Raw genomic sequence first — 23,896 nt, forward strand, 5'->3', positions numbered from 1 at the left:
TGAAGTGATTGAAAAGAAACTACTCCGGCAAAATGTACATCGTCAAATCCGTGAACTCGACGACCGACCGGACCGGGACCGCGTCATCATACATACATTGACCGAACTGAAGGCGTGGCGAGAGGCGGATACGGTGGCCGTCACGCTCGCCCTCGATTTAGAGATTGATACGTTGCCACTCATTCGCTTAGCTTGGCAGGCAGGAAAATCGGTGTTCGTGCCGAAAGTTACAAAACAGGGACTTACGTTCCATGAAATTCATTCATTCGAAGACCTTGAGCCGGGCGTCATGGGTATTTTAGAGCCGACGACGGTCGCGACGACGCGGACGATTGACGTCTGTATCGTGCCGGGACGTGTCTTTGACCGATCCGGGTATCGGATCGGCTGGGGTGGGGGGTATTACGACCGTTTTTTAGCGACGTATGAAGGTGTCACCATCTCGTTGGCCTATGACGTCCAACTGCTCGATGAAATCCCGGTCGAGCCACACGACATTCCTGTCGAATTTATCGTGACGGAAAGGGAAACGATTCTATGCTCGCCATCTTTCTCGTAACTTGTCTGGTAGCCTTCGCCGGCTATCGTCTGCGCTCACTGACCCGTTCTGGGGCTGTCTTGACGGTCGTGACGGGTACAGTCATTGGGTACGGATTTGGTTGGTTCGGGCTCTATTTGCTCGGTGTCTTCTTTTCGACGTCATCGCTCGCCTCGAAATACCGTTCCCGCGACAAAGAGCCTGTCGATGAAATCGTTGAAAAATCGGGACCTCGTGACTTCGTTCAAGTGCTCGCCAACGGTGGTATCGGGATGGCGACGGCGCTCGGTATGTTGCTTACACCGAACGATGCCTGGTTATTCGCGTACATCGCTTCGATTGCGGCGGCGACGAGCGACACTTGGGGCTCTGAGTTCGGGGTGCTCGCCAAACAAAAACCGCGCTCCATTTTGACGTTCCGCGAAGTGGAACCGGGAACGAGTGGCGGGGTGTCTCCGTTCGGGACGTTCATGTCGGTCGCGGGGGCAACGGTCATTATCGTCGCTTCGTTGCCATTTATCGATATCAGCTTACGGTTCGCCGGCTTGTTGATTGCTCTCGGGTTGACCGGAAGCGTTGTCGACACTCTCCTTGGGGCGACGGTTCAACGCAAGTTTCGTTGTCGTGTATGCGGTAAGCTGACCGAGAAGAAAGTCCATCATCACGAGCCGACGACTTACGTTTCAGGCTGGCGCTTTCTCGGCAATGACGCCGTCAACTTTTTGGCGATCGCCTCGGCGGCGGCGATTAGTTTCCTCTTGCTGCGATGAGGGTAGTACAGTCAGTGAAGATGTTTCAAATGAATGTGAATATTGTCACAATATTGCCAAACTGAAAACGGTTTCCCTTGTAGTGAGTGTTTGTGAATGATGTTACAATCTTTATGTAACAGACAAAACAAAAACATGAAACAGATTGTTCGAAGGGTGGAGAATCAATATGGAAACATTAAATCATGCTAAAGTAACACGCGTCGCGCTCGTCGGGGCCGGAGCGGTCGGTGCCAGCTTTGCTTACCAATTGACGACAGCTAGTCTCTGTGAGGAACTTGTGATCATCGATATCAACAAATCGAAAGCTGAAGGGGAAGCAATGGACTTGAATCACGGTGTCTCGTTCGCCTCTTCACCGATGCGCGTCTGGGCAGGAGACTACACAGACTGTGGTGCAGCAGATATCGTCGTCATCACTGCCGGCGCACCGCAAAAACCAGGTGAAACACGTCTCGACCTCGTCGAAAAGAACGCCAAAATCATGAAGTCGATGATTGGGGACATCATGGCATCTGGTTTTGATGGCATCATCATCATCGCCTCAAACCCGGTCGACATCATGACCCACTTGGCTTGGAAATATTCAGGATTACCGAAGCATCGGGTGTTCGGTTCAGGAACGGTACTCGATACGTCACGTCTTCGCTACATGCTCGGTGATTACTTCAACGTCGATCCACGTAACTGCCACGCTTACATTATGGGCGAGCATGGCGACACAGAGTTCGCGGCATGGAGCAACGCCCGTATTTACGGAAAATCGGTCGAACAGTTGCTTGAAGAGAATGACGAGTACACATGGGAAGACCTCGAAGATATCTACGTCAACGTTCGTGACGCAGCCTACCATATCATCGAACGTAAAGGGGCGACGTACTACGCCATCGGTCTTGGTCTCCTTCGTCTTGTCAAAGCCGTGCTTCGCAACGAGAACACGTTATTGACGGTCGGCGCGCACTTGGACGGTGAGTACGGTTTGAACGACATCCACATCGGGGTACCAGCGATCATCAACCGTCAAGGTGTCCGTCAAGTCGTGGAAATCGAGTTATCAGAAGAAGAAAAACAAAAGATGCATCATTCGGCAGAAGTGCTCTTGAAAACGATGCAACCTGTCTTATAAAACCGAGCAATCCTTCGCTCATCACCGTAGCCGGCTAACGCCGCTACGGTTTTTTTGTCATCCGCTCTTCTCGACACGTTGCATAGAGGCTCTCTTTTGTCGCCAGCTATAATTTCCTTTAAAATAAAAGTATAGAAGGAGGTGACCATCGATGTCAGAGCCAGCTTGTTTTTGGGAAGACGTATATCGTGCGGTCGAATCGGGAGGGCGCATCGAGGGCATCTTAGAGCCGTCGCGGGCACTTTTATTGTTCGACACGAAAGCGGGGGACGTCTATCACCTCTACATACGGACGGACAAAGCCTGGGCGAACCATGTCGGCATGGACGTCGAGGCGGTCATGAACTCGTTTCGATTGGCCCGCATCGGTCGTGAGAAGTTACACGTCCACATTTACGGCGATCCGCTTGTCGATGAGGAGCGCCTATCGTCCCTCACGTTCCCGATTGCGGCGAAAGTGAAGCTCGGCATGAGACCGTGTGGGCAAACAGAAGAGTCGTACCGACCACGGGCCGTCGCGCTCGATCAACAACGGAAGAACGAACTAAAGCAACGGTTCTCCTTCGGGAAACCACAATTCGTCTATGGACTCATGTTCGTGACGTTTCTTGTCATGTGGTTCGCCGAATCGATCGGGTCGACGCTCGACCCGAATACGCTCATCCGCTTCGGGGCGAAAGTGAATCCGCTCATCGACGAAGGGGAATGGTGGCGCCTGGTCACACCGATGTTTCTTCATATCGGCTGGTTCCATTTCGCAATCAATATGTTCGCGCTTTGGTCGCTCGGTCCGCTCGTTGAAAGGATGTACGGTTCGTCACGCTTCGTCACCATTTATTTGTTAGCCGGCGTCATCGCCACAGTCGCCTCTTACGCGTTCAGCGAAGCCATATCGGCCGGGGCATCGGGGGCGCTGTTCGGGCTCGTCGGGGCACTCCTCTATTTTGGCCTTCGAGACCGTTCCTTATTTATGAAGACGCTCGGTCCGCCGCTGTTTATTATGTTAGGATTAAACGTAGGACTCGCTTTCGTCCTTGGCGCTAGTTTGGACCATTCCGCACATGCGGGGGGGCTGGTCGGGGGCTTTCTGATGGCGGGAGTGGTCGGCTTGCCGGATGAGCATACGAAGAAGCGCCGCCTGTTGTTTGCGGTGATCGTACTCGTGGCATCTGGAGCGTTATTCTGGTTCGGCTATAATCGATGACAAAGGAGTAAGGATATGATTAATACGTTGAAGCAACTGGTTGAAATTCCGAGTCCGTCCGGCATGACGGATGAGGCGATCGGCTTCGTGGAGCAAGAACTCACGAATCTCGGCGTCGCCACGAAACGCTTGAATAAAGGAGCGCTCCTTGCGACGTTTGACGGGAAATCGGATCGGGCGCGCCTGTTGACGGCTCACGTCGACACGCTCGGGGCGATGGTGAAAGAGATTTTGCCGAGTGGCCGTCTACGGTTGACACAAGTCGGCGGCTACGCCTGGACCGCCATTGAAGGGGAGAACTGTTTGGTCCATGCGGAGGCGGGTGAACCTGTCGAAGGAACGATTCTTATCCATCAATCAAGCGTCCATGTGTATAAAGACACGAACAGTGCCGAACGGACGGCATCAAATATCGAGGTACGACTGGACGCTGACGTTCATTCGGCTGAAGACGTGCGTGCCCTAGGCATCGAGGTCGGGGACTTTGTCTCGTTCGATCCACGCTTTCGCCAGACGAACGCGGGCTATATCAAATCTCGACACCTCGACGACAAGGCGTCCGTCGCCATTTTGCTCGACTTGGCAAAAGACCTCGTCGGCGCCGACTTGCCACATCCGGTCCATTACTTGATCTCCAACTATGAAGAGGTCGGGTTCGGGGGCAACGCCGGGATCCCGGAAGCGGTGACCGAATATATCGCCGTCGATATGGGAGCGCTCGGGGACGGCCAGCACTCGGACGAATATACGGTTTCAATCTGCGCGAAAGATTCATCAGGTCCGTACGATCTTGGATTACGCCGTCAGTTCACCGCGTTGTGCCGGGAACACGGTATCGCCCATAAAGTCGATATTTATCCGTATTATGGATCCGATGCCTCGGCAGCAATCAGTGCCGGCTACGATGTACGCCATGCACTCCTCGGACCAGGCATCGAGTCGAGCCATAGCTATGAGCGGACGCATACAAAATCGCTCGAAGCGACACGGGAACTGCTCTATCGTTATGTGCTCACGACGATGGGAGACGGACGATGAGAAATTTTTATGATGTCCAACAATTCTTGAAATCATTCGGGACGATCATTTATATCGGCGAACGCGATGCCGAGATTGGCCTCATGATGATGGAACTCGACGAGTTGCATGCCGGCGGGATGATTGAACAACGAGAGTATGACACGGCCAAGATCATTTTGACGCATGAATTGAAAAATTCAATAGATTGACAGAAAAACCCCTAGTGCAAAGGTTTGCACTAGGGGTTTAATAGTGTAAACTATAAGATGAAAGCGATTTAATCGAGATGAGGAGTGGAACAGATGAAGTGGTTATTAGGAATCGACATTGGTGGGACGACGGTGAAAATGGCCGTCTTAGATATGAACGGGATCATTTCTGACAAATGGGAGATCACGACGGACATTCGAGAAAACGGGGTACATATTCCGACTGATATCGCTGCTTCATTCGAGGCTTATCTAGAAAAATCGGGCAAAGCGAAAGAGGAGTTCGCCGGTGCGGGGATCGGGGCACCTGGATTCATCAACTTCTCCGAGGGTGTCGTCGAATACTCGCCGAACATCGGTTGGAAAAACTTTGCGCTCGTCAGCGAGTTTGAGAAAGCCGTGGGATTGCCGGCCGTCCTAGAGAACGACGCGAACGCCGCCGCACTCGGTGAGATGTGGAAAGGTGCCGGTGAAGGCGCGTCAGAACTCCTTGCCATTACACTCGGCACGGGCGTCGGTGGCGGTGTCATCACGAATGGGAACATCGTCCACGGGGCAGCAGGGATGGCTGGAGAGATTGGTCACATCACTGTTGAACGTGACGAGTCGAAAGCCGTGATGTGCGGTTGCGGACGCAAAGGTTGCATCGAGACGATCGCTTCGGCGACAGGTGTCGCCCGCTTGGCGCTCCAAAAACGAAAAAATCGGACGACGTCGTTGAACGAGTTAAAAGAAGTGACGGCACGTGACGTGTTTGAAGCGTTCAAGGCGAACGATCCCGTCGCCACCGAAGTCGTCGAAGAGATGACCGAATATCTCGGCCTAACGATCTCAAATATCGCCAACACGTTGAATCCAAAGATGATCGTCATCGGTGGAGGGGTCTCGAAAGCGCGTGAAGCGCTCCTTGAACCGCTCGATGAGCAGTTCAAACGGTTCGCGCTTGAACGCGTCTACGCCTCGACCACGTTCAAAATTGCGGAACTCGAGAACGACGCCGGTGTCATCGGGTGTGCTTGGCTCGCCCGCAAACATTTCTTGCCGACTCGTGTATAAGGATTGTCTAGGCACGCCTGCGTCTTGACGCAGGCGTGTTTTTCATATGGAACGGGTATGGGATAATGTAAAATTTGTAATGACAGAGTTGATTTTTTGTTAAAAAAGGGGTAAGATTTGGACTTGATACCGGACTGTTATCGTACGTGAAATGGATAACAAGCCAATTGAACTTATAAAAAAATAGGGGGAGCGAGTTCGTTTGATCTCGTCGCCCGTTGAACAGAGGAGGAGGCCGTCAGATGAAGTCATCTCAGAGCTTTTCGAAGCTTACTATGCGACTGAATGATACGGTCCGCGCTTCGTTTCAAGAATATCGGTTATTTTGGATTTTCACGCTATTACTTTGGACGAAGACGTACGTAGTTTACCAATTTTTCTTCAATATCCCGATTGAAAACACCGCCCAGGCATTCATCTTGCTGATCAGCCCGATCAGCTCCACACTATTCCTATTCGCCTTCAGTTTCTTCTTTAAAGGAAATAAGCAGAAGTGGGTATTGTACATGCTCTATGCCGCGGCGTCATTCATCTTGTTCGCTGACGCCGTCTATTACCGCGAGTTCACCGACTACTTGACGATGCCGGTCATCTTGCAACCTTCGAACATGGAGACGTTGTCGACCTCGTTCACCTCATTGTTGGAATGGAAGGACTTGATCATCCTTGGGGATGTGCTCGCCTTGCCGTTCATCTTACGACGCATCAATGCGAAGGCGACGGCGGCCTCTCATCGGAGAGCGCTCGTGACGTTCGCAACGGCGGTCGTCGTTTTCTTGTTCAACTTATCGCTCGCCGAAACGGAACGCCCTGAACTATTGACACGTTCGTTCGACCGGGAGCTGTTGGTCAAAAATATTGGGACGTTCAACTTCCACGTCTATGACGCGATGCTTCAAACGAAGACATCGGCCCAGAAAGCGATGGCCGATGGATCGGAACTGGCGAAAGTTGAGCAATATACCCGTCAACATTACGCGGCACCGAACCCGGACTACTTCGGGAAATATAAAGGGAAAAATGTGATCGTCGTCTCGTTCGAGTCGGCCCAAAACTTCACGCACAACATGAAGGCCTCGAACGGCGAATACATCACGCCGAACTTGAACAAATTGATCGAAGAGTCACACTACTGGCCGAATTATTACCATACGGTCGGACAAGGGAAGACGTCAGACGCCGAGTTCGCACTCGATAACTCGCTCTACGGCCTCCCGCGCGGCGCCGTCTACTTCACGAACGCCGACAACGAGTATCAGGCGCTTCCTGAATTGATCAAGGAAGACAACTACTACTCGGCCGTGTTCCACGCCAACAACAAGTCGTTCTGGAACCGGGACTTGATGTATAAAAATATCGGCGTCGATCAATTCTTCGACGAGAAAAGTTATGACCTCGGGAACCCCGAGGATATGACGGAGTGGGGACTTCTCGACGACAGTTTCTTCGAACAGTCGATCCCGATGCTCGAAGAGTTGCCGGAGCCGTTCTACGCGAAGTTCATCACGCTCACGAACCACTTCCCGTACACGATGCCGAGCGAAGACTATGAGCTCGTCCCGAAATTCGAGACGAACTCGACGACGCTCAACAACTTCCCGCAGGCGCTCGCGTATCAAGATTACGCGCTCGGGTTGTTCATTGACGAGTTGAAGGCGAACGGTATGTGGGATGACACAATCTTCGTCGTCTACGGTGACCATTACGGCATCTCGACGAACCATAACGACGCGATGGCCGACCTGCTCGGGAAAGACGAGTTGACGCCATACGACGTCGCCAAGCTCCAAGCGGTCCCGTTCGCGGTCCACTTACCGGGACAAGCCAAGGGCGAAGTACATGACACGATCGGCAGTCATGTCGACATGAAACCGACGATCCTTCACTTGCTCGGAATCGACACGTCGGACACGGTCGGATTCGGTAGCGACTTGTTATCGGAAGACCGGACGAGCCGCGCCATCTTCCGTGACGGCACCGTTATCACTGAGGAGTATGTCTGGACGCAATCGACATGCTATGACGCCTCGAGTGGTGAAGTCGTTGAGGACGTTTCACTTTGTGGACCAGATAGTGAAGAAGCAGAAAAGATTCTCCAAATGAATGATGACTTGATTTATTCGGATCTGCTTCGTTTTAAAGAACAGACCGAACAGTAAGCAACAGCGCCGTCCCGGCTTAGCCGGGACGGCGCTGTTTGTTATACAAAAAAAGACGACCGAGGTCGTCTTCATGCTCATTAGCCTGGGATTCCACCGTAAATCAATGTCGCGACGCCGAAGAATCCAAATACGAGTACAGTGACCGCGGCGAAAGCCAGTGGAAAGAATTGGCGTTTCTTAAACGAACGGGCCATTCCCCAGATTGCAACGAGTGCAACGATGAGCGAGATCCATCCAAATGGTTCATACAAATGCATGACGAGTTCCCCCTTTATTATACGTCATGAAATTCATAAAAATTTCACTGAAATATCATTATTATTTTATCCGATAATGTACACGCTGTCGAGCAAAGAAAGCCTCCGCTACAATTTTGCCACAATATCGATTAGAATGGGATGTGGAGGTGTTCTGAATGAATATTGTAAAAATCACATCGGGCTTGGCCCAAGAGAACGGATACGTGCTCGAGAAAGACGGGACGGTCCTCATCGTCGACCCAGGTACGGACGATCCGAAATTCTTTGAGGCGGTCGAACGCTTCGGTGGCTTGAACGCCATCTTGTTGACACACGCCCATTTTGATCATATCGGTGGCATCGATGCCCTGCGTGATCGTTACGCCGTACCGGTGTACGTCCATGAAGCGGAACGGACGTGGTTGATGGACGACGAGAAGAACGGGGCGGCGAAGTTCCATCTGCCGAGCGCATCGATGCGTCCGGCCGAACGGGTCTATCAAGGTAAAACGCTCGAAATCGGTGCCTTCACGATTGAGTTGCATCACACGCCTGGTCATTCGCCGGGCAGCGTCACGCTCCACATCCCGACGGAACGCATCGCCTTCTGTGGGGATTTGATTTTCAAACAGTCGGTCGGACGGACCGATTTATACGGTGGCGACCAGGCCACTTTGCTCGGATCGATCGATCGGATGCGACAGCTGTTACCAGGCGAGACCGTGCTCTATTCCGGACATGGGCCGAAGACGACGCTCGAGGCCGAGATTCGGACAAATCCATTTTTCGAGCGATGAATCAAAAAAAGATTGTCTCACGAGGAGACAATCTTTTTTTACATTTGGAAGTTACTCCAATACGTGAAGACGACGAAGAAGACAGTCAAATACGCGCCGAACACGTATACATACGTTTTTTCAGTGAGTTTCAAGTAGCCTAGTGCGACGAAGAAAATAGTTTGAGCTAAAAAGACAAGACCCATTACGACGAAGTCACCACTATGTTCGCTACTGCTTTGATCTCCACCGAGTGCGCCTACGAAAGCAAGCGCCGCGATCAACCCAGTCCAAAAGCCTAGGACACGGAACATTCTCGCCATGTTAATCCCCCCATACGTGCATTATTCCATTCTCATTCACTATTTTACCAACACATTCAGAAAAATGCTATGGAAACGTGTGAATTGAGCAAAATAATCGTGAAAAATATGTGAAATAATTAGGTTGTACAAACTTGTACAAAAAAATAAAAAAACTTGTACAAACTATGTACAAAACGGGTATAAGGTTGTATAATCGATTTACACACATCGAACGAATTGGTTCTCAACTTCAAAGGAGGTATTAAAATGGCAAATGAATTGATGTTCTATACGTATCCGAGCTGTACCTCATGCCGTAAGACGAAAGCGTTTTTACAAGAGCAACACCTCGAGGTGAGTGAGCGCCATATCTTCCGGAACGCCCCGACGGTAGATGAGTTGATGACGCTGTTAGCACTCAGTGAAAACGGTGTCGACTCGCTTCTTGCGACGAGAAGTCAGGCGTTCAAACAACTCGACATCGACGTCGAAGATTTGAAGCTAAGTGAACTGCTCAAATTGATGAGCGACAACCCGAAACTATTGAAACGTCCAATCTTGACGGATGGCAACGAAGTCATTGTCGGCTATGACAAAGCGACAATCGAGGCGTATGCCCGCCGTTTCGAATCAACAACTGCAAACGTATCCTGACACAAGTCCACTTTCCAAGGAGTGGGCTTTTTTTTATGCTCTTATTGAGGTGGTGGAGATGAAACGAGTGATCGAGCGTGTCGTGGGAGCGGCGCGAAATTTGAATGCGAGCGATGTCCATTTTATACCATACGGAGACGAGGTGATGATTCAAGTTCGCCACGGGACGCTCTTGCATCGACTGGAATCGATGACACGGTTTGACTACGAACGGTTGACGTTACATATGAAATATTGGTGCTCGCTAACGGAAACGGATCATCGCGTGCCTCAGTCTGGTATGTACGTCGGGACGGAGGACGCGATCCGGGTCACGTTTTTACCTTCATTCGACCATACGCTTATGTCGTGGCGCCTCCCGAACGCCTCGTTTCAGTTGTCCGAGTTGCTAGACGATGAGGATGTGAACCGCTTTTTGAAGTTGGCTATGCTCCGGCAAGGATTGTTATTGATTGGCGGCGCGACGGGGGCAGGTAAGACGACGGTCCTCTACGCATTTTTGCAAAGTTTGGGCGGCCGCCGAATCGTGACGATCGAGAACCCTCCGGAGAAGCAGGTGCCGGGAGTGATTCAACTCGAGGTCAACCCGAAAGCGGGACTTGACCATCGCAGTCTATTGAAAGAGACACTTCGGGCCGACCCAGACGTCATCGTCATCGGAGAGATCCGGACGAGCGAGGAGTTGCGGGTGGCACACGACGCGGCGCTCAGTGGCCATTTGACGATCGCGACGTTCCATACGGCGAGTGTCGAGGACGGCGAACATCGGCTCGAACAGCTCGTCGGCAAGATGGAGGTCGCCCGTCATTGGTGCATCCTGCACCGCGAAGAGGAGGTGAGCTGTTCATGGTCCGAGATCAGATGAGTAAAGACTTGTTCACAATCCGTCGCTTTCTCAGGCTGCAGGCCCGTGGTGTCGGATTGAAAAAGACGTTCGAAACACTTGAGCTTCATGAACGAGGGAGAGCAAAACAAGTGATTCGGGACATGCGGCTTCAACTCGAGCAAGGGCGGCCGCTCGCCGAAGTGTTCTCGGGACTCGTCACCGACCCAAGAATGCGTGAGATGCTCGTCACGGCGGAGCGAGGCCATCACTTTTTAGAAGGGCTCGAGCAAGTGCTCGTCTTGTCGACGATGCGCCGAAACCTGCAACAAGAGCTCAAGCAGCTAGCGCGGTATCCGCTCGTGATTTTGACGATGCTGCTCGGACTCGGGGCGATTTATGCGCTCTATATTTTCCCAAAGTTGCTGTCGATGGTGGACGTCGAGGCGCTAGATGGGATAAACGCAATTCTGTTGTCCCGTTGGTTTTTCCCGGGTCTATTCATCGGCTTGCTCGTGACCGGAGCGGCCCTCTACTGGAACGGGAGACGCGGCCGGCTCGTGCCGCTACGTGTCGTCGAACGAGGCAGGCGGCTGTACGTCACGTATTTGTTCGTCAGTGAGCTCTCGCTCTTAAGTGAAGGGCAAGGTTCGGTCCGTCATATCATCGAGCGTTTGTCTCGGGGTGACGGGGAAGTCGCGGCCATCGCGAGACGGATCCATGAGCGTATGTCGGACGGTCTTGAACTCGAAGAGGCGGCCCGGCAAGAACGGTTGCTCGAGCATGAGGTCGTCAGTCTCTTCGGCGTCGGTACGGTGAGTGGTGAGCTGGGATCGATCATGACGTTGCATCGTGATCTCGTGTTTGAAGAGATGGAATTGTATTGGAAACAACTAATCACCAAGGCCGAGCCGGTATTATACGGATTTTTGACGATGATGGTGACGATGATTTTTTACACGATTTATTTGCCGGTCAAATTGATCATGGCCCAACTATAACAAGGAGGAACAACAACATGACACGATTCAAATCAGAACAAGGGTTCACGCTCGTCGAAATGGCTGCCGTCTTACTCATCATCTCGGTCTTACTGTTACTGCTCGTTCCCTCGATGTCAGACGGGAAATCCCGGGCAGATAGTGTCAGTTGTGAAGGGAGTGTGCGCATTGTCGAGTCGGAAATCAACTTGTATTATGCGGAACACAAATCCTATCCGGAGACGTTGGCGGTCATCGAACGGGCCTCGACGGAGAGTCCGCTCGAGTATAGTTGTCAATCGATGGTCTACACGTACGCCCCGACGACCGGTACGTTGACAAAACAATGAGGCAAGACGGATATACGTTCGTCGAGATGGCATCCGTCCTCGTCATCTTGTCGCTCTTGCTGTTGATGACGACCCCGGTCGTCCGTTCGATGGATCGATTGGCCTTGTTTGATTTCACCGAGGCGCTTGTGAGCGATATCAACGAGGTTGGCCAATATCCATACGTTGCCGCCGATGAATCATGTGTGCCGCGTCTACGGTGGTACATAAAAGAACGGCGCTATCAAATCGCCTGTGGGATGACGCCGATCGCATCGCGTGTTGTACCCGATGGGGTCGAGATGAGCCTCCCGGCCACAAGTGAGATCGTCTTCTCACGTACAGCGGCGACGTATGCAGGGCAGTGGAAGTTTTATACGGGACCGACGATGGTGACGTTGAAGTTTAGAATGGGGACGTATGAGCCGGAGGTGCTTCGCGTTGAAGGGCGATGAGCAAGGTATCACGTTTTGGGAAATCTGCCTTAGCCTGGCGCTCCTCCTGGCGTGGGTCGGGGTCGTGGCACCTTTTGTCGAGGGCGCGACGGAACGGGTCGACCGTCTCGAAACGACCGTTCGGCGTTATGAGCGGCTTCAAGGGGAGGTGTTGCACGATGCGGTCGAACCGAGCGGACGTACGGAAATCTGTGATGGCGACCTATGTCTCCCGACGCTTTGAGCGGGGGTTCACGTTACTTGAAGTGAGCTTCACGTTGCTCTTGATCCCGCTGTTCGTTGGACTCACGGTTCACTTGTTGGCACTCGGCCAGGCGTTTTATGAGCAACCACGTGAAATGGTGCCGACGACGCCCCAACTGATCGTGCGAAAACTTTTCGATAGCCGGGATTGCGTTGTCGAATCGGGACGTCTTGTCGGCACATACGTGCGCCCGGACGACACAACGTGGTCGTGGACGCTCAAACAGATCAATCGTAATTTGGTCATGGTCGGAGACGAGGGAGGGAATTTACTATTTTTAAGAGGAATCGAGACGTATCAGGTCGAACCGGTAGGAGAGGGTTTTCGCATCCGGTGGACCGACGCGACCGGCCCCCGCGAGAAGAGCGTGATGTGCATGCGCGCGGATACTTTGTGATGTCGACGTTAATCGTGTTGACGTGGTTACTCGGCGGAGCGATGTTTTGGTATACTGATATGGAACGAACGACCGACCGACTGGCGCTCGATATTTTGGCGATCCGCTTCGAATCACACGTCATGGTCGCCAAACGGTCCTGTGGTCCGTCCGCCGTCACGGTGACAAAACCGACCGGGACGATTAACTGTCGACCGCTCGGCAGCGGGATGGTCGAGGTCGAGATTCGCCTTGAGACCGGAGAACGACATAAAGAGGTGATTTATTTCGATGACTAAACCGTTTTACATCATCGGGTTTATGGGTACAGGTAAATCAAGCTTAAAACGATATCTTGAAAAATCGAATCACGTCGTTGATTTGGATGAGCTGTTCGAAATGGACGTCCAAATGGACATCCCCGCATATTTTGACCGTTACGGGGAGGAAGCGTTTCGCCTGCAAGAAAGTGAGATTTTGCGACAGGCGAGCGCTGCCTATATCGTGACAGGCGGCGGAATCGTCGAACGAGACGAAAATCTCGATTGGATGCGCGAAAACGGTGTCGTCATCGCACTTGATCTACCGTATGAGATGTGTTGGGACCGAATCAAAGACTCGGACCGGCCTCTCGTGCGCCACGGCAAGGCGGCCGTCGAAGCGTTGTACGAACGTCGGCGGCCGCTCTACGCGCGTGCCGATCACGTGCTTGACGCCTCGCTCAGCACAGAAGCAATCGCGCATACCTTATATCGGTTGAAGGAGGAAGATACATGATTTGGATCAATCTCGGCATCATTGTGCTCGCACTAGTCGGGCTCGGTTTGTATGGGTTCTTATTGTACCGTAACAAGATGAAGACGGACGTGCGGCGGGTCACCCGTTTGACGGAACGTTTCCAGATTCGTGCGAACGTCATCCAAGGTCTCGTCAATGAAATCAAGCAACACGTCGATACGGTCAACGCCTCTGTGAAGCAGATGAAGGCCTATTCCGTTAACGTGAAAGACGAGACGATGGAGCTTAAGCAAGCGACGATCGGACTGACAAAAGAAATTAAGCGGACAGCTGGAATCGAACGCCCAGACGTTTCCACTGAGACCAAAATATGAAATAATGAGGATGAAAACGTTTTCGTTTTCCATCCTCTTTATTTTTGCCCATTTTAGCTAGGCATAGCCATAAAAAATTGATAAAGTGGAATAGAAAACGAAATATTTCACGCATTACATTATTTACGTTCGGGATTGGGGGATAATATGGAGAAAGTATCGTTAAAACGTACGCCTTTGTATGATTTGATTTCCGTAAAGGCGAAGATGGTGGATTTTGCGGGGTTTGAGATGCCGATCATGTTCTCATCGATTAAAGAAGAACATCAGGCGGTGCGTAACGAGGTCGGCATGTTCGATGTGTCGCATATGGGGGAGATTCGGGTCGAAGGTCCGGATGCGCTCGAGAGCGTGCAACGTCTCGTCACGAATGACGTCTCGAAATTACAGATTGGTCAGGCCCAATACAACTTGTTCTGTTTGCCTGACGGCGGTGTCGTCGATGATTTGCTCGTCTATCGACTCGATGAAGATGCGTTTTGGCTCGTCGTCAACGCCTCGAACATCGAAAAAGACGTGACCCACGTTCGTCAGTATGTGATTGGTGACGTCACGGTGACCGATGAGTCCGACGCCTATGGTCAAATCGCGATTCAAGGACCGATGGCCGAACACGTGCTGGCCCGCTTGACGGACTTGCCGCTAGCAGACATCAAATTTTTCCGGTTCATGACCGGCGACGTGGCCGGCGTGTCGACCATCGTCTCACGCAGTGGCTATACGGGAGAGGACGGGTTCGAACTCTACGCCCGGGCCGAGGACGTGGCCGCAATCTGGTCGGCGTTAGAAGCAGAAAACGTCACTCCATGCGGACTCGGGGCCCGCGATACGCTCCGTTTCGAGGCATGTTTGCCATTATACGGGCATGAGCTCGATGAGACGGTCACGCCGTTCGAGGCGAACTTGAACTTTGCCGTCAAACTCGATACCGATTTCGTCGGTAAGGATGCCCTCGTGAAGCAAAAAGAAGATATCCCGCGCCGATTGATCGGCTTACGCTTGCTTGGGCGTGGCATCGCCCGTCAAGGGGCGACGGTCGAAGTTGACGGGGAGACGATCGGTGTCGTCACGACCGGCACGATGCCGCCGACGGTGAACGAATCGATTGCCTGGGCGCGCGTCGACCGCCGTTTCGCGGAGGCGACACACTTTATCGTTGAAGTTCGGGGCAAAAAAATAGAAGCCGAACGAGTGCCTACACCGTTCTATAAACGTAAATGATACAGGGGGATTCAGAATGAACAGAATGGAGTTTCGTTATTTACCGATGACAGAGCAAGATGAGCGTGACATGTTGCAGACAATCGGCGTCGAGTCGATTGAAAACCTACTCGAGGATATTCCAGCATCGCTCCGGGAGACGGCTTCTTTAGCGGCCATCGGTGCGCCGCTTCCGGAAGTTGACCTCGTTCGTCATATGACGAAGCTCGCCGAGAAGAACGTGCACACGAAATCGACTCCGAGTTTCCTCGGGGCCGGCATGTACGATCACCTCTCTCCGAGCGTCATGAACCACATGCTTCTCCGTTCCGAGTTCTATACAGCCTATACGCCGTACCAGCCGGAAATCTCGCAAGGTGAACTCCAAGCGATGTTCGAGTTCCAGACGATGATTTGCGAATTGACGGGCATGGACGTGGCCAACTCGTCGATGTACGACGGCATCACAGCCCTCGCTGAAGCAACGTATCTCGCGAGTGCCCATACGAAGAAAAAACGTGTCGTCGTCTCGGGAGCGGTCCATCCGGAAGCGAAGGACGTCATCCGGACGTATGCCGGTGGGCCAGGGCTCACGGTCGAGTATACGGACGTTAACGCCGGATTGACCGACGTGACAGACATCGATTTGACGGACGCCTCGTGTCTCGTCGTCCAATATCCGAACTTTTATGGACGCGTCGAGGACTTGTCAGCCCTCGCGAAAGCAGCGCACGACGCCGGCGCCTTGTTCGTCGTGTCGAGCAATCCGCTCGCGCTCGGGATTTTGGAGTCGCCGGGTGCGCTCGGGGCCGACATCACGGTCGGTGACGCCCAACCGTTCGGGATTCCGCAAAGCTTCGGCGGCCCGTCATGTGGATACTTCGCCGTCAAAAAAGCGCTCATGCGCAAACTTCCGGGTCGTCTCGTCGGACAGACGGTCGATGAGGATGGCAAGCGCGGCTTCGTCTTGACGCTTCAGGCCCGAGAGCAGCACATCCGTCGTGACAAGGCGACGTCGAACATTTGCTCGAACCAGGCGCTCAATGCGCTCGCAGCATCGATCACGATGTCCGCACTCGGGAAGTACGGGATTCGTGACATGGCCGTCCGTAACATTCAAACGGCCCATTACATGAAAGAAGCACTCAAGACTGCTGGGTACACAGTAGTCGATGAAGGACCGATGTTCAACGAGTTCGTCGTCGACTTCGGAATCGATGCGGAGCAAGTATCGCGTCATCTGCTCGACAATGGTATCATCGGCGGTTTGCCGCTCGGGACGTATGAAACGGACCGTCAGACCCAGATGTTGCTCTGCGCGACGGAGCTGCGGACGAAAGAAGAAATCGATTTATTTGTTGAAGTGGTTGGGGGGATGAACTGATGCAACACGAACAAACGCTTATCTTTGAGGTGTCACGTGAGGGGCGGACTGGCTACAATTTGCCGACGCCGACGGTACCGGAAGTCGATTTGGAGACGCTCTTGCCGGCTTCGATGGTTCGACAAGAGGCGGCCGAACTGCCAGAAGTGTCTGAACTCGATGTCGTACGCCATTACACGTCGCTCTCGACACGTAACCACGGAGTCGACTCCGGTTTCTATCCGCTCGGTTCGTGCACGATGAAGTATAACCCGAAAGTGAATGAAGACATGGCCCGACTTCCTGGCTTCGCCCATATTCACCCGTTGCAGCCGGTCGAGTCGATTCAAGGGGCGCTTGAGCTCATGGTCGATCTGCAAGAACAACTTGCTGAGATCACCGGCATGGATGAAGTGACCCTACAACCGGCAGCCGGGGCTCATGGGGAATGGACCGGTCTCATGCTCATCAAGGCGTTCCACCATCACAACGGTGATATGGAACGGACGAAAGTACTCGTACCTGATTCGGCACACGGAACGAACCCGGCCTCGGCCGTCGTCGCCGGTTTCGAGACGGTGACGGTCAAGTCGGATGAGCGCGGGCTCGTCGATTTGGAGGATTTGAAAGCGAAAGTCGGGACGGATACGGCAGCGCTCATGCTGACGAACCCGAACACGCTCGGTTTGTTCGAGGCTGATATTTTAGAGATCGCCAAAGTCGTGCACGAGGCCGGCGGCAAACTGTATTACGACGGCGCTAACTCGAACGCGATTCTAGGCATCGCCCGTCCTGGGGATATGGGCTTCGACGTCGTCCACTTGAACTTGCACAAAACGTTCACAGGGCCGCACGGCGGTGGCGGTCCGGGTTCTGGTCCGGTCGGGGTGAAACGCGATTTGATTCCGTACTTGCCGACGCCGATCGCGCGCCGCTCTGAGTCTGGCTTCACGCTCGATTATGATCGTCCGCAATCGATCGGTCGCATCAAACCGTTCTATGGCAACTTCGGGATCAACGTCCGGGCTTATAGCTACATCAAGACGATGGGTGCAGAAGGGTTGACGCGCGTCTCACGCGAAGCGGTATTGAACGCCAACTATATGTTCGCCCGCTTGAAAGATGCGTTCGATGTGCCGTATGACACGTTCTGCAAGCATGAGTTCGTCTTGTCTGGAAAACGTCAGAAAGCACTCGGCGTTCGGACGCTCGATATCGCCAAACGCTTGCTCGATTTCGGTTATCACCCACCGACGATTTACTTCCCGCTCAACGTTGAGGAGTGCATCATGGTCGAACCGACGGAGACGGAGTCGAAAGAGACGCTCGATGCCTTCTGCGATGCGATGCTCCAAATTGTCAAAGAGGCGGAAGAGAATCCGGAAATCGTTCAGACGGCCCCGCATACGACGGTCGTCAAACGCTTGGACGAGACGCTTGCGGCTCGGAAACCAGTGCTCAAATACGAACGACGCCAACCGTCGTCAATCAATTGAATCCGAACCCGCTCGCTATTCGTGAGCGGGTTTTTTCTGGAAATAAAAAAACGTCCCTCCTCGGAGTGAGGAGTGGACGTGGTGGGCAGGTCAGTCTTTCTTGACTTTCCCTTTCCAGTTTTTGAAACCGCCATCGAGCATATAAATGTCGGTATAACCATTTTTCATAAGCAATTTGGCCGCCTGGTTCGAACGCGACTTGCCTTGGCAATACATGAGGATCGGCTGATCTTTGCGAAGTTCTTTCATGCGTAGTTTCAATTGGCCGACCGGGATGTTACGGGCGCCGACGATGTGGCCTCCCTTATACTCGTTCGGTTCACGGACGTCGATCAATTGTCCTTTACGGAGCGACGCACGAAACTCTTCTTGTTTCATTTTCTTCAAACCGCGTGCCGGCAAGAAACGCCAGACGATGTATGCGATGAGCGCAGCCCATAGGATGATGACGAGGATAGTTTCGATTCCCATTGATGTTCTCCCTTTCTCTATTAAGTTTCACCAACATCCATTATAAAGAATTTAAGGTCATGAGACAATGATTGACTGATGGATTTACCCGTTCTGCTTTCGGTTTCTAGGTGGTTGCGTTAAAATAGAGGTTGCAGAACGGAACATAAGGGGAGGCTACGCCCATGCCGACACCGAGTATGGAAGATTACTTAGAACGAATTTATTTGCTAATGGTCGAGAAAGGATACGCCCGCGTGTCCGATATCGCCGAACATTTAGGGGTGCATCCCTCCTCTGTCACGAAAATGGTGCAAAAGCTCGACCGGGAAGACTATTTGATTTATGAGAAATATAGAGGACTCATGTTGACGAAAAAAGGTCAAAAAATCGGGAAACGACTCGTCGAGCGTCATGCGATGCTCGAATCATTTTTACGTTTGATCGGTGTCGACGAGGCCCATGTCTACGAAGACGTCGAAGGGATCGAGCACCATTTGAGCTCGAACACGCTTGATTGCATGACCCAGTTCGTCGAATTTTTTGAAGATAAGCCCGAACTGATGGCCCAGTTTCGCGCGTTTCAAGAACTGAATACGAACGACGATGAGTGAGTCTAGATGACCGCGACCGATGAATCGATTCGGGAGCGGTCTTTTTTTTATCAAAACGCCTCTAGAACCGAACAATGAAACGTTTTAATTGAATTTTAGTCTGTTTTTGGTTTGTTTTTGTGATAGAATGGGTGCTGGTAAGAATGATAAGGGGGTGACGGCGAACAATCGCCGACATGATGGATATTCAAATCAAAGGGAAACTGTTTGACGAAGCACAAATCAAACAGCGCGTGGCGGAACTCGCTGAACAAATCGAACGGGATGCGGCCGGGACACCAATCGTCCTCGTGGCCGTCTTGAAAGGGTCGCTCGTCTTTGCGGCTGATTTGATGAGACAGATGACGGGCAGTGTCCAACTTGATACGGTGGCGACGTCTTCTTATGGGAAGAAATCGACTTCGAGCGGGAACGTCCAACTCCGGAAAGATTTAGACCTCGATGTCGAAGGGAAGTACGTCGTCATCATCGAAGACATCATCGACACGGGACAGACGCTCAAATTCTTGTGTCAGCATATGACGTTACATCAACCTGGGCAATTAAAGATTTGTACACTTCTCGACAAGCCAGCCCGCCGACTCGTCACGCTCGACGCCGATTACGTCGGCTTCGAGATCCCGGATGAGTTCGTCATCGGGTACGGCATCGACTACGCCGAACAGTATCGCAATCTACCGTATATCGGTTTCGTTGAAACGGACTGACTTCCGAATCACGACAAAAAACGAACCAGGTCGCCCGTGGCGATCTGGTTCGTTTTCACATGTTCGCTTTCTTTTTCTTCTTGCCTTTCTTCCCCTCGATGACGGTGAGGTGAGGGGCGTCGCTACGATGCGTCGAACGAGCCGGGCGCTTCGAGAGTTTCGTCACGTTTGAACCAGGTTTCGCTTTCTTTTTCGTCGTCGCGGACGGTTTCACTTTAGGGTTCGCACCGGGACGTTGCATCCGTTTTTTGGAAGCCTGAGCGGTCTTCCGGTACCGCATATCCTCGGCTGAGATTTTAGGAGCCATGAACACACGGTAAATCACATAGAAGATTAACCCGAAAATACCGATGAAGAGCAACTGTCTGAACAAGCGACCGGGGTCGGTCGCGAGCATATGTCCGACTCCGATGAAGCCTAAGATGAACACGATCGTGGCAGCGGTCGTACCGATTCTTTGTCTGATCATGGTGCTTTCCTCCTCTTTATCCCTCTCTTTGCGCGGCCGGTTGACCTAGTTCTGAACGTTCCCATGTTTCGAAAGCCTCGATGGCGACGCGGATTTGCTCATCGTTTGGTTCACGCGTCGTCAACAGCTGTAGCGATAGTCCCGGCTTGCCGAGGACGGATAGGAAGCGATGTTCACGAAAACGGTTTGTGAATTGGAGCACCTCGAACGAGATGCCGATGACCACCGGTAACAAGGCGATGCGGCTGACGAGTCGGACCCAGAGCGGGTCGATCGGGACGACCATATAGACGCCGATGCCAACGAAAACGGTGAACAGGATGAAGCTTGACCCACAGCGATAGTGGAGGCGTGAGCTCGAGCGGACGTTGTCGACGGTGATCGGTCGTCCGGACTCATAACAGTTGATGACCTTGTGTTCAGCGCCGTGATATTGAAACACGCGTCGAATGAGCGGTGTCAAGGAAATCAAATAGAGGTAACTGAGCAGCAATACTAATTTTATTCCCCCTTCGAGGAGGTTTTGAATCACGTGACCGGACAATGCGGGCACGCTTTGGAACATGGCGGCGAGCAGGGCCGGTGTGACGTTAAAAATGAGCTTGCCGAACACGTACGAGATGATCCCGACGACCGCGATCATGATGACCATCAAGATGTTCTGTTTCTTCTCATCCGGTTTCGTCGCCTCGTCCTCGCTCGGATCGACGTCATAGCGGTCACTGGCGAAGTTCATGTGGGCGGAACCGTTTTTGAGCGATTCGTATAAGGCGACCACGCCGCGCAGGAACGGGACTTTCTTTAACGATTGGACCCAGGGGACGAGGATGCGAGGTTGCTCGAACGTCTCGATGGATCCGTCCTTCCGGCGGATTGCCGAGGCACTCTCGGCGCGTCCTTGAAACATGACGCCTTCCACAAGCGCTTGGCCTCCAACGGGGATCAGTGGTTTAGTTTTCATGACATTTCCTCGATTCCTACAGTTATATAGTTGAATTATACCGTGATTCACCTAAAAAACGAAACCACATGAACGTCAATTGTCGCTACAACCGTTAAATTTGTTACAATAGAGGCGACTTGACGAACAGGGGGGAAGACTTGTGCACATACTCGTCTTGAATGGGCCGAATTTGAATCTACTCGGGAGACGTGAACCGGACGTATATGGTGACGTCTCGTTGAAGGGACTGACAGCGGAGCTGTTGCTCGCCGCACCAGATGACGTCGAGTTGACGTTCGTCCAATCCAACCATGAAGGCGAACTGATCGACGCGCTACACGAAGCGTACGATTATGCGGGGGTCATCTTCAACGCCGGGGCGTATACACATACGTCAATCGCGCTCCGAGATGCCATCGCCGCCATCAAGGCCCCGGTCGTCGAAGTACATATCTCGAACGTGCATGCACGAGAGTCGTTTCGTCATGAATCCAAGCTCGCCGGCGTCTGTCTCGGCGTCATCAGCGGCTTCGGGTTGACGAGTTACACGCTCGCGTTGCAGGCGCTGATCGAACATTGGAGGAATCGACATGATTGAACGGGTCAACAAACTGCAAGCTCAGCTAGAAGCGAACGGAATTGACGGATTGCTCGTGACGAAACGGGAGAATATCCGCTACTTGTCGGGGTTCACCGGGTCGAGTGGCGTCCTTGTGATCACGCCAAAGTCGGCGAGCTTCATCACCGACTTCCGCTACACGGAACAGGCCGCGAGCCAAGTGAAAGGGTTCGACATCATTGAACACAAGACATCGCTCATCAAGTCGGTCGCAGAAGTCGTGGACCGGGAAGCGGTCGCACGCCTCGGTATCGAGCAAGATGACATGACGGTCGGGCAATTCCGGACGTATGAAAAAGACGTCAACGCCGAACTCGTCGAGACATCAGGCATCGTCGAAAAGCTACGCTTGATTAAGGATGAGTCAGAGATTAAGATAATGAAGGAAGCTGCGGCGATTGCGGATGCGGCGTTCACCCATATCCAGTCGTTTATCCGCCCGGGCCGGACAGAGAAAGAGGTCGCGAATGAACTCGAGATGTTCATGCGTGCTCAAGGAGCCGACTCGTCGTCGTTTGATATGATCGTTGCATCGGGCCATCGCTCGGCATTGCCGCACGGTGTGGCCAGTGATAAGGTCATCGAGGCAGGCGAACTCGTGACACTCGACTTCGGGGCTTACTATCAGGGGTACTGCTCGGACATCACGCGCACGCTCGCCGTCGGAGAGATCTCAGACGAGTTGCGCAACATCTATGATACGGTACTCCGCGCACAACTCGCGGGTGTCGAAGGCACGAAAGCCGGGATCACGGGAATCGAGGCGGACGCGTTGACGCGTGATGTGATCAAAGAAGCCGGTTATGGTGAGTACTTTGGGCATTCGACGGGACACGGTCTCGGCATGGAAGTCCATGAGGCGCCAGGGTTGTCATTCCGTTCGGAGACGGTGCTCGAACCGGGGATGGTCGTCACGGTCGAACCAGGCATCTACATCGCCGGAATCGGCGGATGTCGCATCGAGGACGATATCGTCATCACTGAGACTGGCAATTTCCGTCTCACGCAGTCGCCAAAAGAGTTAATTACGATTGAGGCTTGAGTCTCAGCTCATCTTAGGAGGAAATCAACATGGTATCAGTTAACGATTTAAAAACAGGCTTAACGGTCAAAACGTCGGACGGATCGATTTGGCAAGTCATCGAATTCCAACACGTCAAGCCGGGTAAAGGCGCGGCTTTCGTTCGTACGAAGATGCGTAACTTGCGCACGGGGGCGATTCAAGAGACGACGTTCCGTGGCGGCGAGCGCATCGAGCGTGCCCACATCGAACGTAAGCGTATGCAGTACCTCTACCCGATGGGCGACACGTACGTGTTCATGGACACAGAGTCGTATGAGCAGCTCGAACTCACGGGCGAGCAAGTGAAAGCGGCGCTCCCGTACATGCTTGAAAACATGGAAGTGAGCATCGCTGACTACGATGGCGAGATTCTCGGCATCGAGCTCCCGACGACGGTCGTCTTGACGATTGTCGAGGCCGATCCAGGCGTCAAAGGTGACACGGCATCGAACGTGAAGAAAAACGCGACGGTCGAAACGGGCCACATCATTCAAGTGCCGCTCTTCATCGAGCCAGGCGAAAAAGTAACGGTCGACACGCGCACAGGCGAGTTCACGGGCCGCTATAACGGGTAAGGCAAAGGGTGTCCATTCT

32 protein-coding genes are annotated in these 23,896 nt (G+C 52.7%); 27 read left to right on the forward strand and 5 right to left on the reverse strand.

Annotated features, from left to right (window positions below; all coding sequences use genetic code 11):
• The first annotated feature begins 4 nt into the window (after nucleotides 1-4).
• The 8 genes from KNP75_RS05215 (at nucleotide 5) to KNP75_RS05250 (ending at nucleotide 8,082) form a co-directional block, all read left to right on the forward strand.
• Entirely contained in the window at nucleotides 5-559 is a 555-nt protein-coding gene (locus KNP75_RS05215) for a 5-formyltetrahydrofolate cyclo-ligase (RefSeq protein ID WP_214753110.1), read from the forward strand.
• Complete coding sequence (locus KNP75_RS05220) at nucleotides 538-1,308, forward strand: DUF92 domain-containing protein (RefSeq protein WP_034778042.1); 771 nt, start codon at nucleotides 538-540, stop codon at nucleotides 1,306-1,308. Before KNP75_RS05215 ends, KNP75_RS05220 begins: the two co-directional genes overlap by 22 nt.
• Before the next feature lie 169 nt (nucleotides 1,309-1,477).
• Nucleotides 1,478-2,434, forward strand: coding sequence for an L-lactate dehydrogenase (locus tag KNP75_RS05225; protein ID WP_034778040.1), 957 nt, complete (start codon nucleotides 1,478-1,480; stop codon nucleotides 2,432-2,434).
• Between the two features lie 151 nt (nucleotides 2,435-2,585).
• Nucleotides 2,586-3,638, forward strand: a complete 1,053-nt coding sequence (locus KNP75_RS05230) for a rhomboid family intramembrane serine protease (protein ID WP_138859253.1) — start codon at nucleotides 2,586-2,588, stop codon at nucleotides 3,636-3,638.
• A gap of 15 nt (nucleotides 3,639-3,653) precedes the next feature.
• Nucleotides 3,654-4,676 (forward strand): M42 family metallopeptidase, encoded by a 1,023-nt coding sequence (locus KNP75_RS05235; protein WP_034778036.1) that lies wholly within the window; start codon nucleotides 3,654-3,656, stop codon nucleotides 4,674-4,676.
• Nucleotides 4,673-4,867 (forward strand): YqgQ family protein, encoded by a 195-nt coding sequence (locus KNP75_RS05240; protein WP_034778034.1) that lies wholly within the window; start codon nucleotides 4,673-4,675, stop codon nucleotides 4,865-4,867. Before KNP75_RS05235 ends, KNP75_RS05240 begins: the two co-directional genes overlap by 4 nt.
• A 93-nt stretch (nucleotides 4,868-4,960) precedes the next feature.
• Nucleotides 4,961-5,923, forward strand: a complete 963-nt coding sequence (locus KNP75_RS05245; protein ID WP_034778031.1) for an ROK family glucokinase — start codon at nucleotides 4,961-4,963, stop codon at nucleotides 5,921-5,923.
• A 242-nt stretch (nucleotides 5,924-6,165) separates the two neighbouring features.
• On the forward strand, nucleotides 6,166-8,082 hold the full coding sequence (locus tag KNP75_RS05250; RefSeq protein ID WP_214797256.1) for an LTA synthase family protein: 1,917 nt from the start codon (nucleotides 6,166-6,168) through the stop codon (nucleotides 8,080-8,082).
• Between the two features lie 80 nt (nucleotides 8,083-8,162).
• On the opposite strand, the gene KNP75_RS05255 is transcribed toward KNP75_RS05250, so the two are convergent.
• Nucleotides 8,163-8,342 (reverse strand): DUF2759 domain-containing protein, encoded by a 180-nt coding sequence (locus tag KNP75_RS05255; RefSeq protein ID WP_029595254.1) that lies wholly within the window; start codon nucleotides 8,340-8,342, stop codon nucleotides 8,163-8,165.
• A gap of 158 nt (nucleotides 8,343-8,500) precedes the next feature.
• Here KNP75_RS05255 and KNP75_RS05260 point away from each other — a divergent pair, with 158 nt between their 5' ends.
• Entirely contained in the window at nucleotides 8,501-9,121 is a 621-nt protein-coding gene (locus KNP75_RS05260; protein ID WP_034778027.1) for an MBL fold metallo-hydrolase, read from the forward strand.
• Between the two features lie 38 nt (nucleotides 9,122-9,159).
• Here KNP75_RS05260 and KNP75_RS05265 read toward each other — a convergent pair whose 3' ends face one another.
• Nucleotides 9,160-9,423 carry a DUF2626 domain-containing protein gene (locus KNP75_RS05265; RefSeq protein ID WP_021067727.1) on the reverse strand — a complete coding sequence of 88 codons (264 nt, stop codon included), beginning with the start codon at nucleotides 9,421-9,423 and terminating at the stop codon, nucleotides 9,160-9,162.
• A gap of 249 nt (nucleotides 9,424-9,672) precedes the next feature.
• Between KNP75_RS05265 and KNP75_RS05270 the strand changes: the two genes are divergently transcribed.
• The 13 genes from KNP75_RS05270 to gcvPB all read left to right on the forward strand — a co-directional run bounded on the left by KNP75_RS05270 (nucleotide 9,673) and on the right by gcvPB (nucleotide 18,437).
• Nucleotides 9,673-10,059 (forward strand): Spx/MgsR family RNA polymerase-binding regulatory protein, encoded by a 387-nt coding sequence (locus KNP75_RS05270; protein WP_052090134.1) that lies wholly within the window; start codon nucleotides 9,673-9,675, stop codon nucleotides 10,057-10,059.
• A 58-nt stretch (nucleotides 10,060-10,117) separates the two neighbouring features.
• Nucleotides 10,118-10,924, forward strand: coding sequence for an ATPase, T2SS/T4P/T4SS family (locus tag KNP75_RS05275; protein WP_215189985.1), 807 nt, complete (start codon nucleotides 10,118-10,120; stop codon nucleotides 10,922-10,924).
• Entirely contained in the window at nucleotides 10,906-11,883 is a 978-nt protein-coding gene (locus KNP75_RS05280) for a type II secretion system F family protein (RefSeq protein WP_214788418.1), read from the forward strand. Before KNP75_RS05275 ends, KNP75_RS05280 begins: the two co-directional genes overlap by 19 nt.
• A 17-nt stretch (nucleotides 11,884-11,900) precedes the next feature.
• Nucleotides 11,901-12,212, forward strand: a complete 312-nt coding sequence (locus tag KNP75_RS05285) for a prepilin-type N-terminal cleavage/methylation domain-containing protein (RefSeq protein WP_034778021.1) — start codon at nucleotides 11,901-11,903, stop codon at nucleotides 12,210-12,212.
• Nucleotides 12,209-12,646: a prepilin-type N-terminal cleavage/methylation domain-containing protein gene (locus KNP75_RS05290; protein WP_138859259.1), complete on the forward strand. Its 438-nt coding sequence runs from the start codon at nucleotides 12,209-12,211 to the stop codon at nucleotides 12,644-12,646. The genes KNP75_RS05285 and KNP75_RS05290 overlap by 4 nt, the downstream gene beginning before the upstream one ends.
• Nucleotides 12,633-12,869: a hypothetical protein gene (locus tag KNP75_RS05295; RefSeq protein WP_152567771.1), complete on the forward strand. Its 237-nt coding sequence runs from the start codon at nucleotides 12,633-12,635 to the stop codon at nucleotides 12,867-12,869. Before KNP75_RS05290 ends, KNP75_RS05295 begins: the two co-directional genes overlap by 14 nt.
• Nucleotides 12,805-13,287 (forward strand): prepilin-type N-terminal cleavage/methylation domain-containing protein, encoded by a 483-nt coding sequence (locus KNP75_RS05300; RefSeq protein ID WP_215189986.1) that lies wholly within the window; start codon nucleotides 12,805-12,807, stop codon nucleotides 13,285-13,287. Before KNP75_RS05295 ends, KNP75_RS05300 begins: the two co-directional genes overlap by 65 nt.
• Entirely contained in the window at nucleotides 13,287-13,565 is a 279-nt protein-coding gene (locus KNP75_RS05305; protein ID WP_215189987.1) for a hypothetical protein, read from the forward strand. Before KNP75_RS05300 ends, KNP75_RS05305 begins: the two co-directional genes overlap by 1 nt.
• Entirely contained in the window at nucleotides 13,558-14,043 is a 486-nt protein-coding gene (locus KNP75_RS05310; protein ID WP_034778010.1) for a shikimate kinase, read from the forward strand. The genes KNP75_RS05305 and KNP75_RS05310 overlap by 8 nt, the downstream gene beginning before the upstream one ends.
• Nucleotides 14,040-14,378, forward strand: coding sequence for a hypothetical protein (locus KNP75_RS05315; RefSeq protein WP_034778008.1), 339 nt, complete (start codon nucleotides 14,040-14,042; stop codon nucleotides 14,376-14,378). The genes KNP75_RS05310 and KNP75_RS05315 overlap by 4 nt, the downstream gene beginning before the upstream one ends.
• A gap of 147 nt (nucleotides 14,379-14,525) precedes the next feature.
• A complete protein-coding gene (gene gcvT / locus KNP75_RS05320) occupies nucleotides 14,526-15,599 on the forward strand; it encodes a glycine cleavage system aminomethyltransferase GcvT (RefSeq protein ID WP_215189988.1) in 1,074 nt (357 codons plus the stop codon).
• 25 nt (nucleotides 15,600-15,624) lie between these two features.
• Nucleotides 15,625-16,962, forward strand: a complete 1,338-nt coding sequence (gcvPA, locus tag KNP75_RS05325; RefSeq protein ID WP_215190397.1) for an aminomethyl-transferring glycine dehydrogenase subunit GcvPA — start codon at nucleotides 15,625-15,627, stop codon at nucleotides 16,960-16,962.
• Nucleotides 16,962-18,437, forward strand: a complete 1,476-nt coding sequence (gcvPB, locus tag KNP75_RS05330; protein WP_214753118.1) for an aminomethyl-transferring glycine dehydrogenase subunit GcvPB — start codon at nucleotides 16,962-16,964, stop codon at nucleotides 18,435-18,437. The genes gcvPA and gcvPB overlap by 1 nt, the downstream gene beginning before the upstream one ends.
• A gap of 90 nt (nucleotides 18,438-18,527) precedes the next feature.
• Here the strand turns inward: gcvPB and KNP75_RS05335 are convergent, their stop codons facing one another.
• On the reverse strand, nucleotides 18,528-18,908 hold the full coding sequence (locus KNP75_RS05335; protein WP_034778003.1) for a rhodanese-like domain-containing protein: 381 nt from the start codon (nucleotides 18,906-18,908) through the stop codon (nucleotides 18,528-18,530).
• A gap of 164 nt (nucleotides 18,909-19,072) precedes the next feature.
• On the opposite strand from KNP75_RS05335, the gene mntR reads away from it, so the two are divergent.
• Nucleotides 19,073-19,501 (forward strand): transcriptional regulator MntR, encoded by a 429-nt coding sequence (gene mntR / locus KNP75_RS05340; RefSeq protein WP_034778001.1) that lies wholly within the window; start codon nucleotides 19,073-19,075, stop codon nucleotides 19,499-19,501.
• A gap of 179 nt (nucleotides 19,502-19,680) precedes the next feature.
• Nucleotides 19,681-20,208 (forward strand): hypoxanthine phosphoribosyltransferase, encoded by a 528-nt coding sequence (gene hpt, locus KNP75_RS05345; RefSeq protein ID WP_034777998.1) that lies wholly within the window; start codon nucleotides 19,681-19,683, stop codon nucleotides 20,206-20,208.
• A 55-nt stretch (nucleotides 20,209-20,263) separates the two neighbouring features.
• Here hpt and KNP75_RS05350 read toward each other — a convergent pair whose 3' ends face one another.
• Both KNP75_RS05350 and KNP75_RS05355 read right to left on the reverse strand, forming a co-directional pair.
• Entirely contained in the window at nucleotides 20,264-20,677 is a 414-nt protein-coding gene (locus KNP75_RS05350) for an SA1362 family protein (protein ID WP_034777995.1), read from the reverse strand.
• A gap of 16 nt (nucleotides 20,678-20,693) precedes the next feature.
• Entirely contained in the window at nucleotides 20,694-21,638 is a 945-nt protein-coding gene (locus KNP75_RS05355; protein WP_214711441.1) for a DUF1385 domain-containing protein, read from the reverse strand.
• Nucleotides 21,639-21,780: 142 nt separating this feature from the next.
• On the opposite strand from KNP75_RS05355, the gene aroQ reads away from it, so the two are divergent.
• The 3 genes from aroQ to efp are packed head-to-tail and all read left to right on the forward strand — an operon-like array spanning nucleotide 21,781 to nucleotide 23,877.
• A complete protein-coding gene (gene aroQ / locus KNP75_RS05360) occupies nucleotides 21,781-22,218 on the forward strand; it encodes a type II 3-dehydroquinate dehydratase (protein ID WP_214753120.1) in 438 nt (145 codons plus the stop codon).
• Complete coding sequence (locus tag KNP75_RS05365; protein ID WP_138860291.1) at nucleotides 22,214-23,281, forward strand: M24 family metallopeptidase; 1,068 nt, start codon at nucleotides 22,214-22,216, stop codon at nucleotides 23,279-23,281. The genes aroQ and KNP75_RS05365 overlap by 5 nt, the downstream gene beginning before the upstream one ends.
• Before the next feature lie 29 nt (nucleotides 23,282-23,310).
• The gene (gene efp, locus KNP75_RS05370; RefSeq protein ID WP_021067706.1) at nucleotides 23,311-23,877 is read left to right on the forward strand and encodes an elongation factor P; all 567 of its coding nucleotides are present in this window, start codon (nucleotides 23,311-23,313) and stop codon (nucleotides 23,875-23,877) included.
• The last annotated feature ends 19 nt before the right edge of the window (nucleotides 23,878-23,896 follow it).

This window comes from Exiguobacterium sp. s6, assembly GCF_018618155.1.
Taxonomy (GTDB): domain Bacteria; phylum Bacillota; class Bacilli; order Exiguobacteriales; family Exiguobacteriaceae; genus Exiguobacterium; species Exiguobacterium mexicanum_A.

Excerpts from the sequence above, each read along its gene's own strand:
- KNP75_RS05220 (WP_034778042.1), top strand. The coding sequence starts at position 538 with ATGCTCGCCATCTTTCTCGTAACTTGTCTGGTAGCCTTCGCCGGCTAT.
- KNP75_RS05225 (WP_034778040.1), top strand. The coding sequence starts at position 1,478 with ATGGAAACATTAAATCATGCTAAAGTAACACGCGTCGCGCTCGTCGGG.
- KNP75_RS05230 (WP_138859253.1), top strand. The coding sequence starts at position 2,586 with ATGTCAGAGCCAGCTTGTTTTTGGGAAGACGTATATCGTGCGGTCGAA.
- KNP75_RS05235 (WP_034778036.1), top strand. The coding sequence starts at position 3,654 with ATGATTAATACGTTGAAGCAACTGGTTGAAATTCCGAGTCCGTCCGGC.
- KNP75_RS05240 (WP_034778034.1), top strand. The coding sequence starts at position 4,673 with ATGAGAAATTTTTATGATGTCCAACAATTCTTGAAATCATTCGGGACG.
- KNP75_RS05245 (WP_034778031.1), top strand. The coding sequence starts at position 4,961 with ATGAAGTGGTTATTAGGAATCGACATTGGTGGGACGACGGTGAAAATG.
- KNP75_RS05250 (WP_214797256.1), top strand. The coding sequence starts at position 6,166 with ATGAAGTCATCTCAGAGCTTTTCGAAGCTTACTATGCGACTGAATGAT.
- KNP75_RS05255 (WP_029595254.1), bottom strand. The coding sequence starts at position 8,342 with ATGCATTTGTATGAACCATTTGGATGGATCTCGCTCATCGTTGCACTC.
- KNP75_RS05260 (WP_034778027.1), top strand. The coding sequence starts at position 8,501 with ATGAATATTGTAAAAATCACATCGGGCTTGGCCCAAGAGAACGGATAC.
- KNP75_RS05265 (WP_021067727.1), bottom strand. The coding sequence starts at position 9,423 with ATGGCGAGAATGTTCCGTGTCCTAGGCTTTTGGACTGGGTTGATCGCG.
- KNP75_RS05270 (WP_052090134.1), top strand. The coding sequence starts at position 9,673 with ATGGCAAATGAATTGATGTTCTATACGTATCCGAGCTGTACCTCATGC.
- KNP75_RS05275 (WP_215189985.1), top strand. The coding sequence starts at position 10,118 with ATGAAACGAGTGATCGAGCGTGTCGTGGGAGCGGCGCGAAATTTGAAT.
- KNP75_RS05280 (WP_214788418.1), top strand. The coding sequence starts at position 10,906 with ATGGTCCGAGATCAGATGAGTAAAGACTTGTTCACAATCCGTCGCTTT.
- KNP75_RS05285 (WP_034778021.1), top strand. The coding sequence starts at position 11,901 with ATGACACGATTCAAATCAGAACAAGGGTTCACGCTCGTCGAAATGGCT.
- KNP75_RS05290 (WP_138859259.1), top strand. The coding sequence starts at position 12,209 with ATGAGGCAAGACGGATATACGTTCGTCGAGATGGCATCCGTCCTCGTC.
- KNP75_RS05300 (WP_215189986.1), top strand. The coding sequence starts at position 12,805 with ATGCGGTCGAACCGAGCGGACGTACGGAAATCTGTGATGGCGACCTAT.
- KNP75_RS05305 (WP_215189987.1), top strand. The coding sequence starts at position 13,287 with ATGTCGACGTTAATCGTGTTGACGTGGTTACTCGGCGGAGCGATGTTT.
- KNP75_RS05310 (WP_034778010.1), top strand. The coding sequence starts at position 13,558 with ATGACTAAACCGTTTTACATCATCGGGTTTATGGGTACAGGTAAATCA.
- KNP75_RS05315 (WP_034778008.1), top strand. The coding sequence starts at position 14,040 with ATGATTTGGATCAATCTCGGCATCATTGTGCTCGCACTAGTCGGGCTC.
- gcvT (WP_215189988.1), top strand. The coding sequence starts at position 14,526 with ATGGAGAAAGTATCGTTAAAACGTACGCCTTTGTATGATTTGATTTCC.
- gcvPA (WP_215190397.1), top strand. The coding sequence starts at position 15,625 with ATGGAGTTTCGTTATTTACCGATGACAGAGCAAGATGAGCGTGACATG.
- gcvPB (WP_214753118.1), top strand. The coding sequence starts at position 16,962 with ATGCAACACGAACAAACGCTTATCTTTGAGGTGTCACGTGAGGGGCGG.
- KNP75_RS05335 (WP_034778003.1), bottom strand. The coding sequence starts at position 18,908 with ATGGGAATCGAAACTATCCTCGTCATCATCCTATGGGCTGCGCTCATC.
- mntR (WP_034778001.1), top strand. The coding sequence starts at position 19,073 with ATGCCGACACCGAGTATGGAAGATTACTTAGAACGAATTTATTTGCTA.
- hpt (WP_034777998.1), top strand. The coding sequence starts at position 19,681 with ATGGATATTCAAATCAAAGGGAAACTGTTTGACGAAGCACAAATCAAA.
- KNP75_RS05350 (WP_034777995.1), bottom strand. The coding sequence starts at position 20,677 with ATGATCAGACAAAGAATCGGTACGACCGCTGCCACGATCGTGTTCATC.
- KNP75_RS05355 (WP_214711441.1), bottom strand. The coding sequence starts at position 21,638 with ATGAAAACTAAACCACTGATCCCCGTTGGAGGCCAAGCGCTTGTGGAA.
- efp (WP_021067706.1), top strand. The coding sequence starts at position 23,311 with ATGGTATCAGTTAACGATTTAAAAACAGGCTTAACGGTCAAAACGTCG.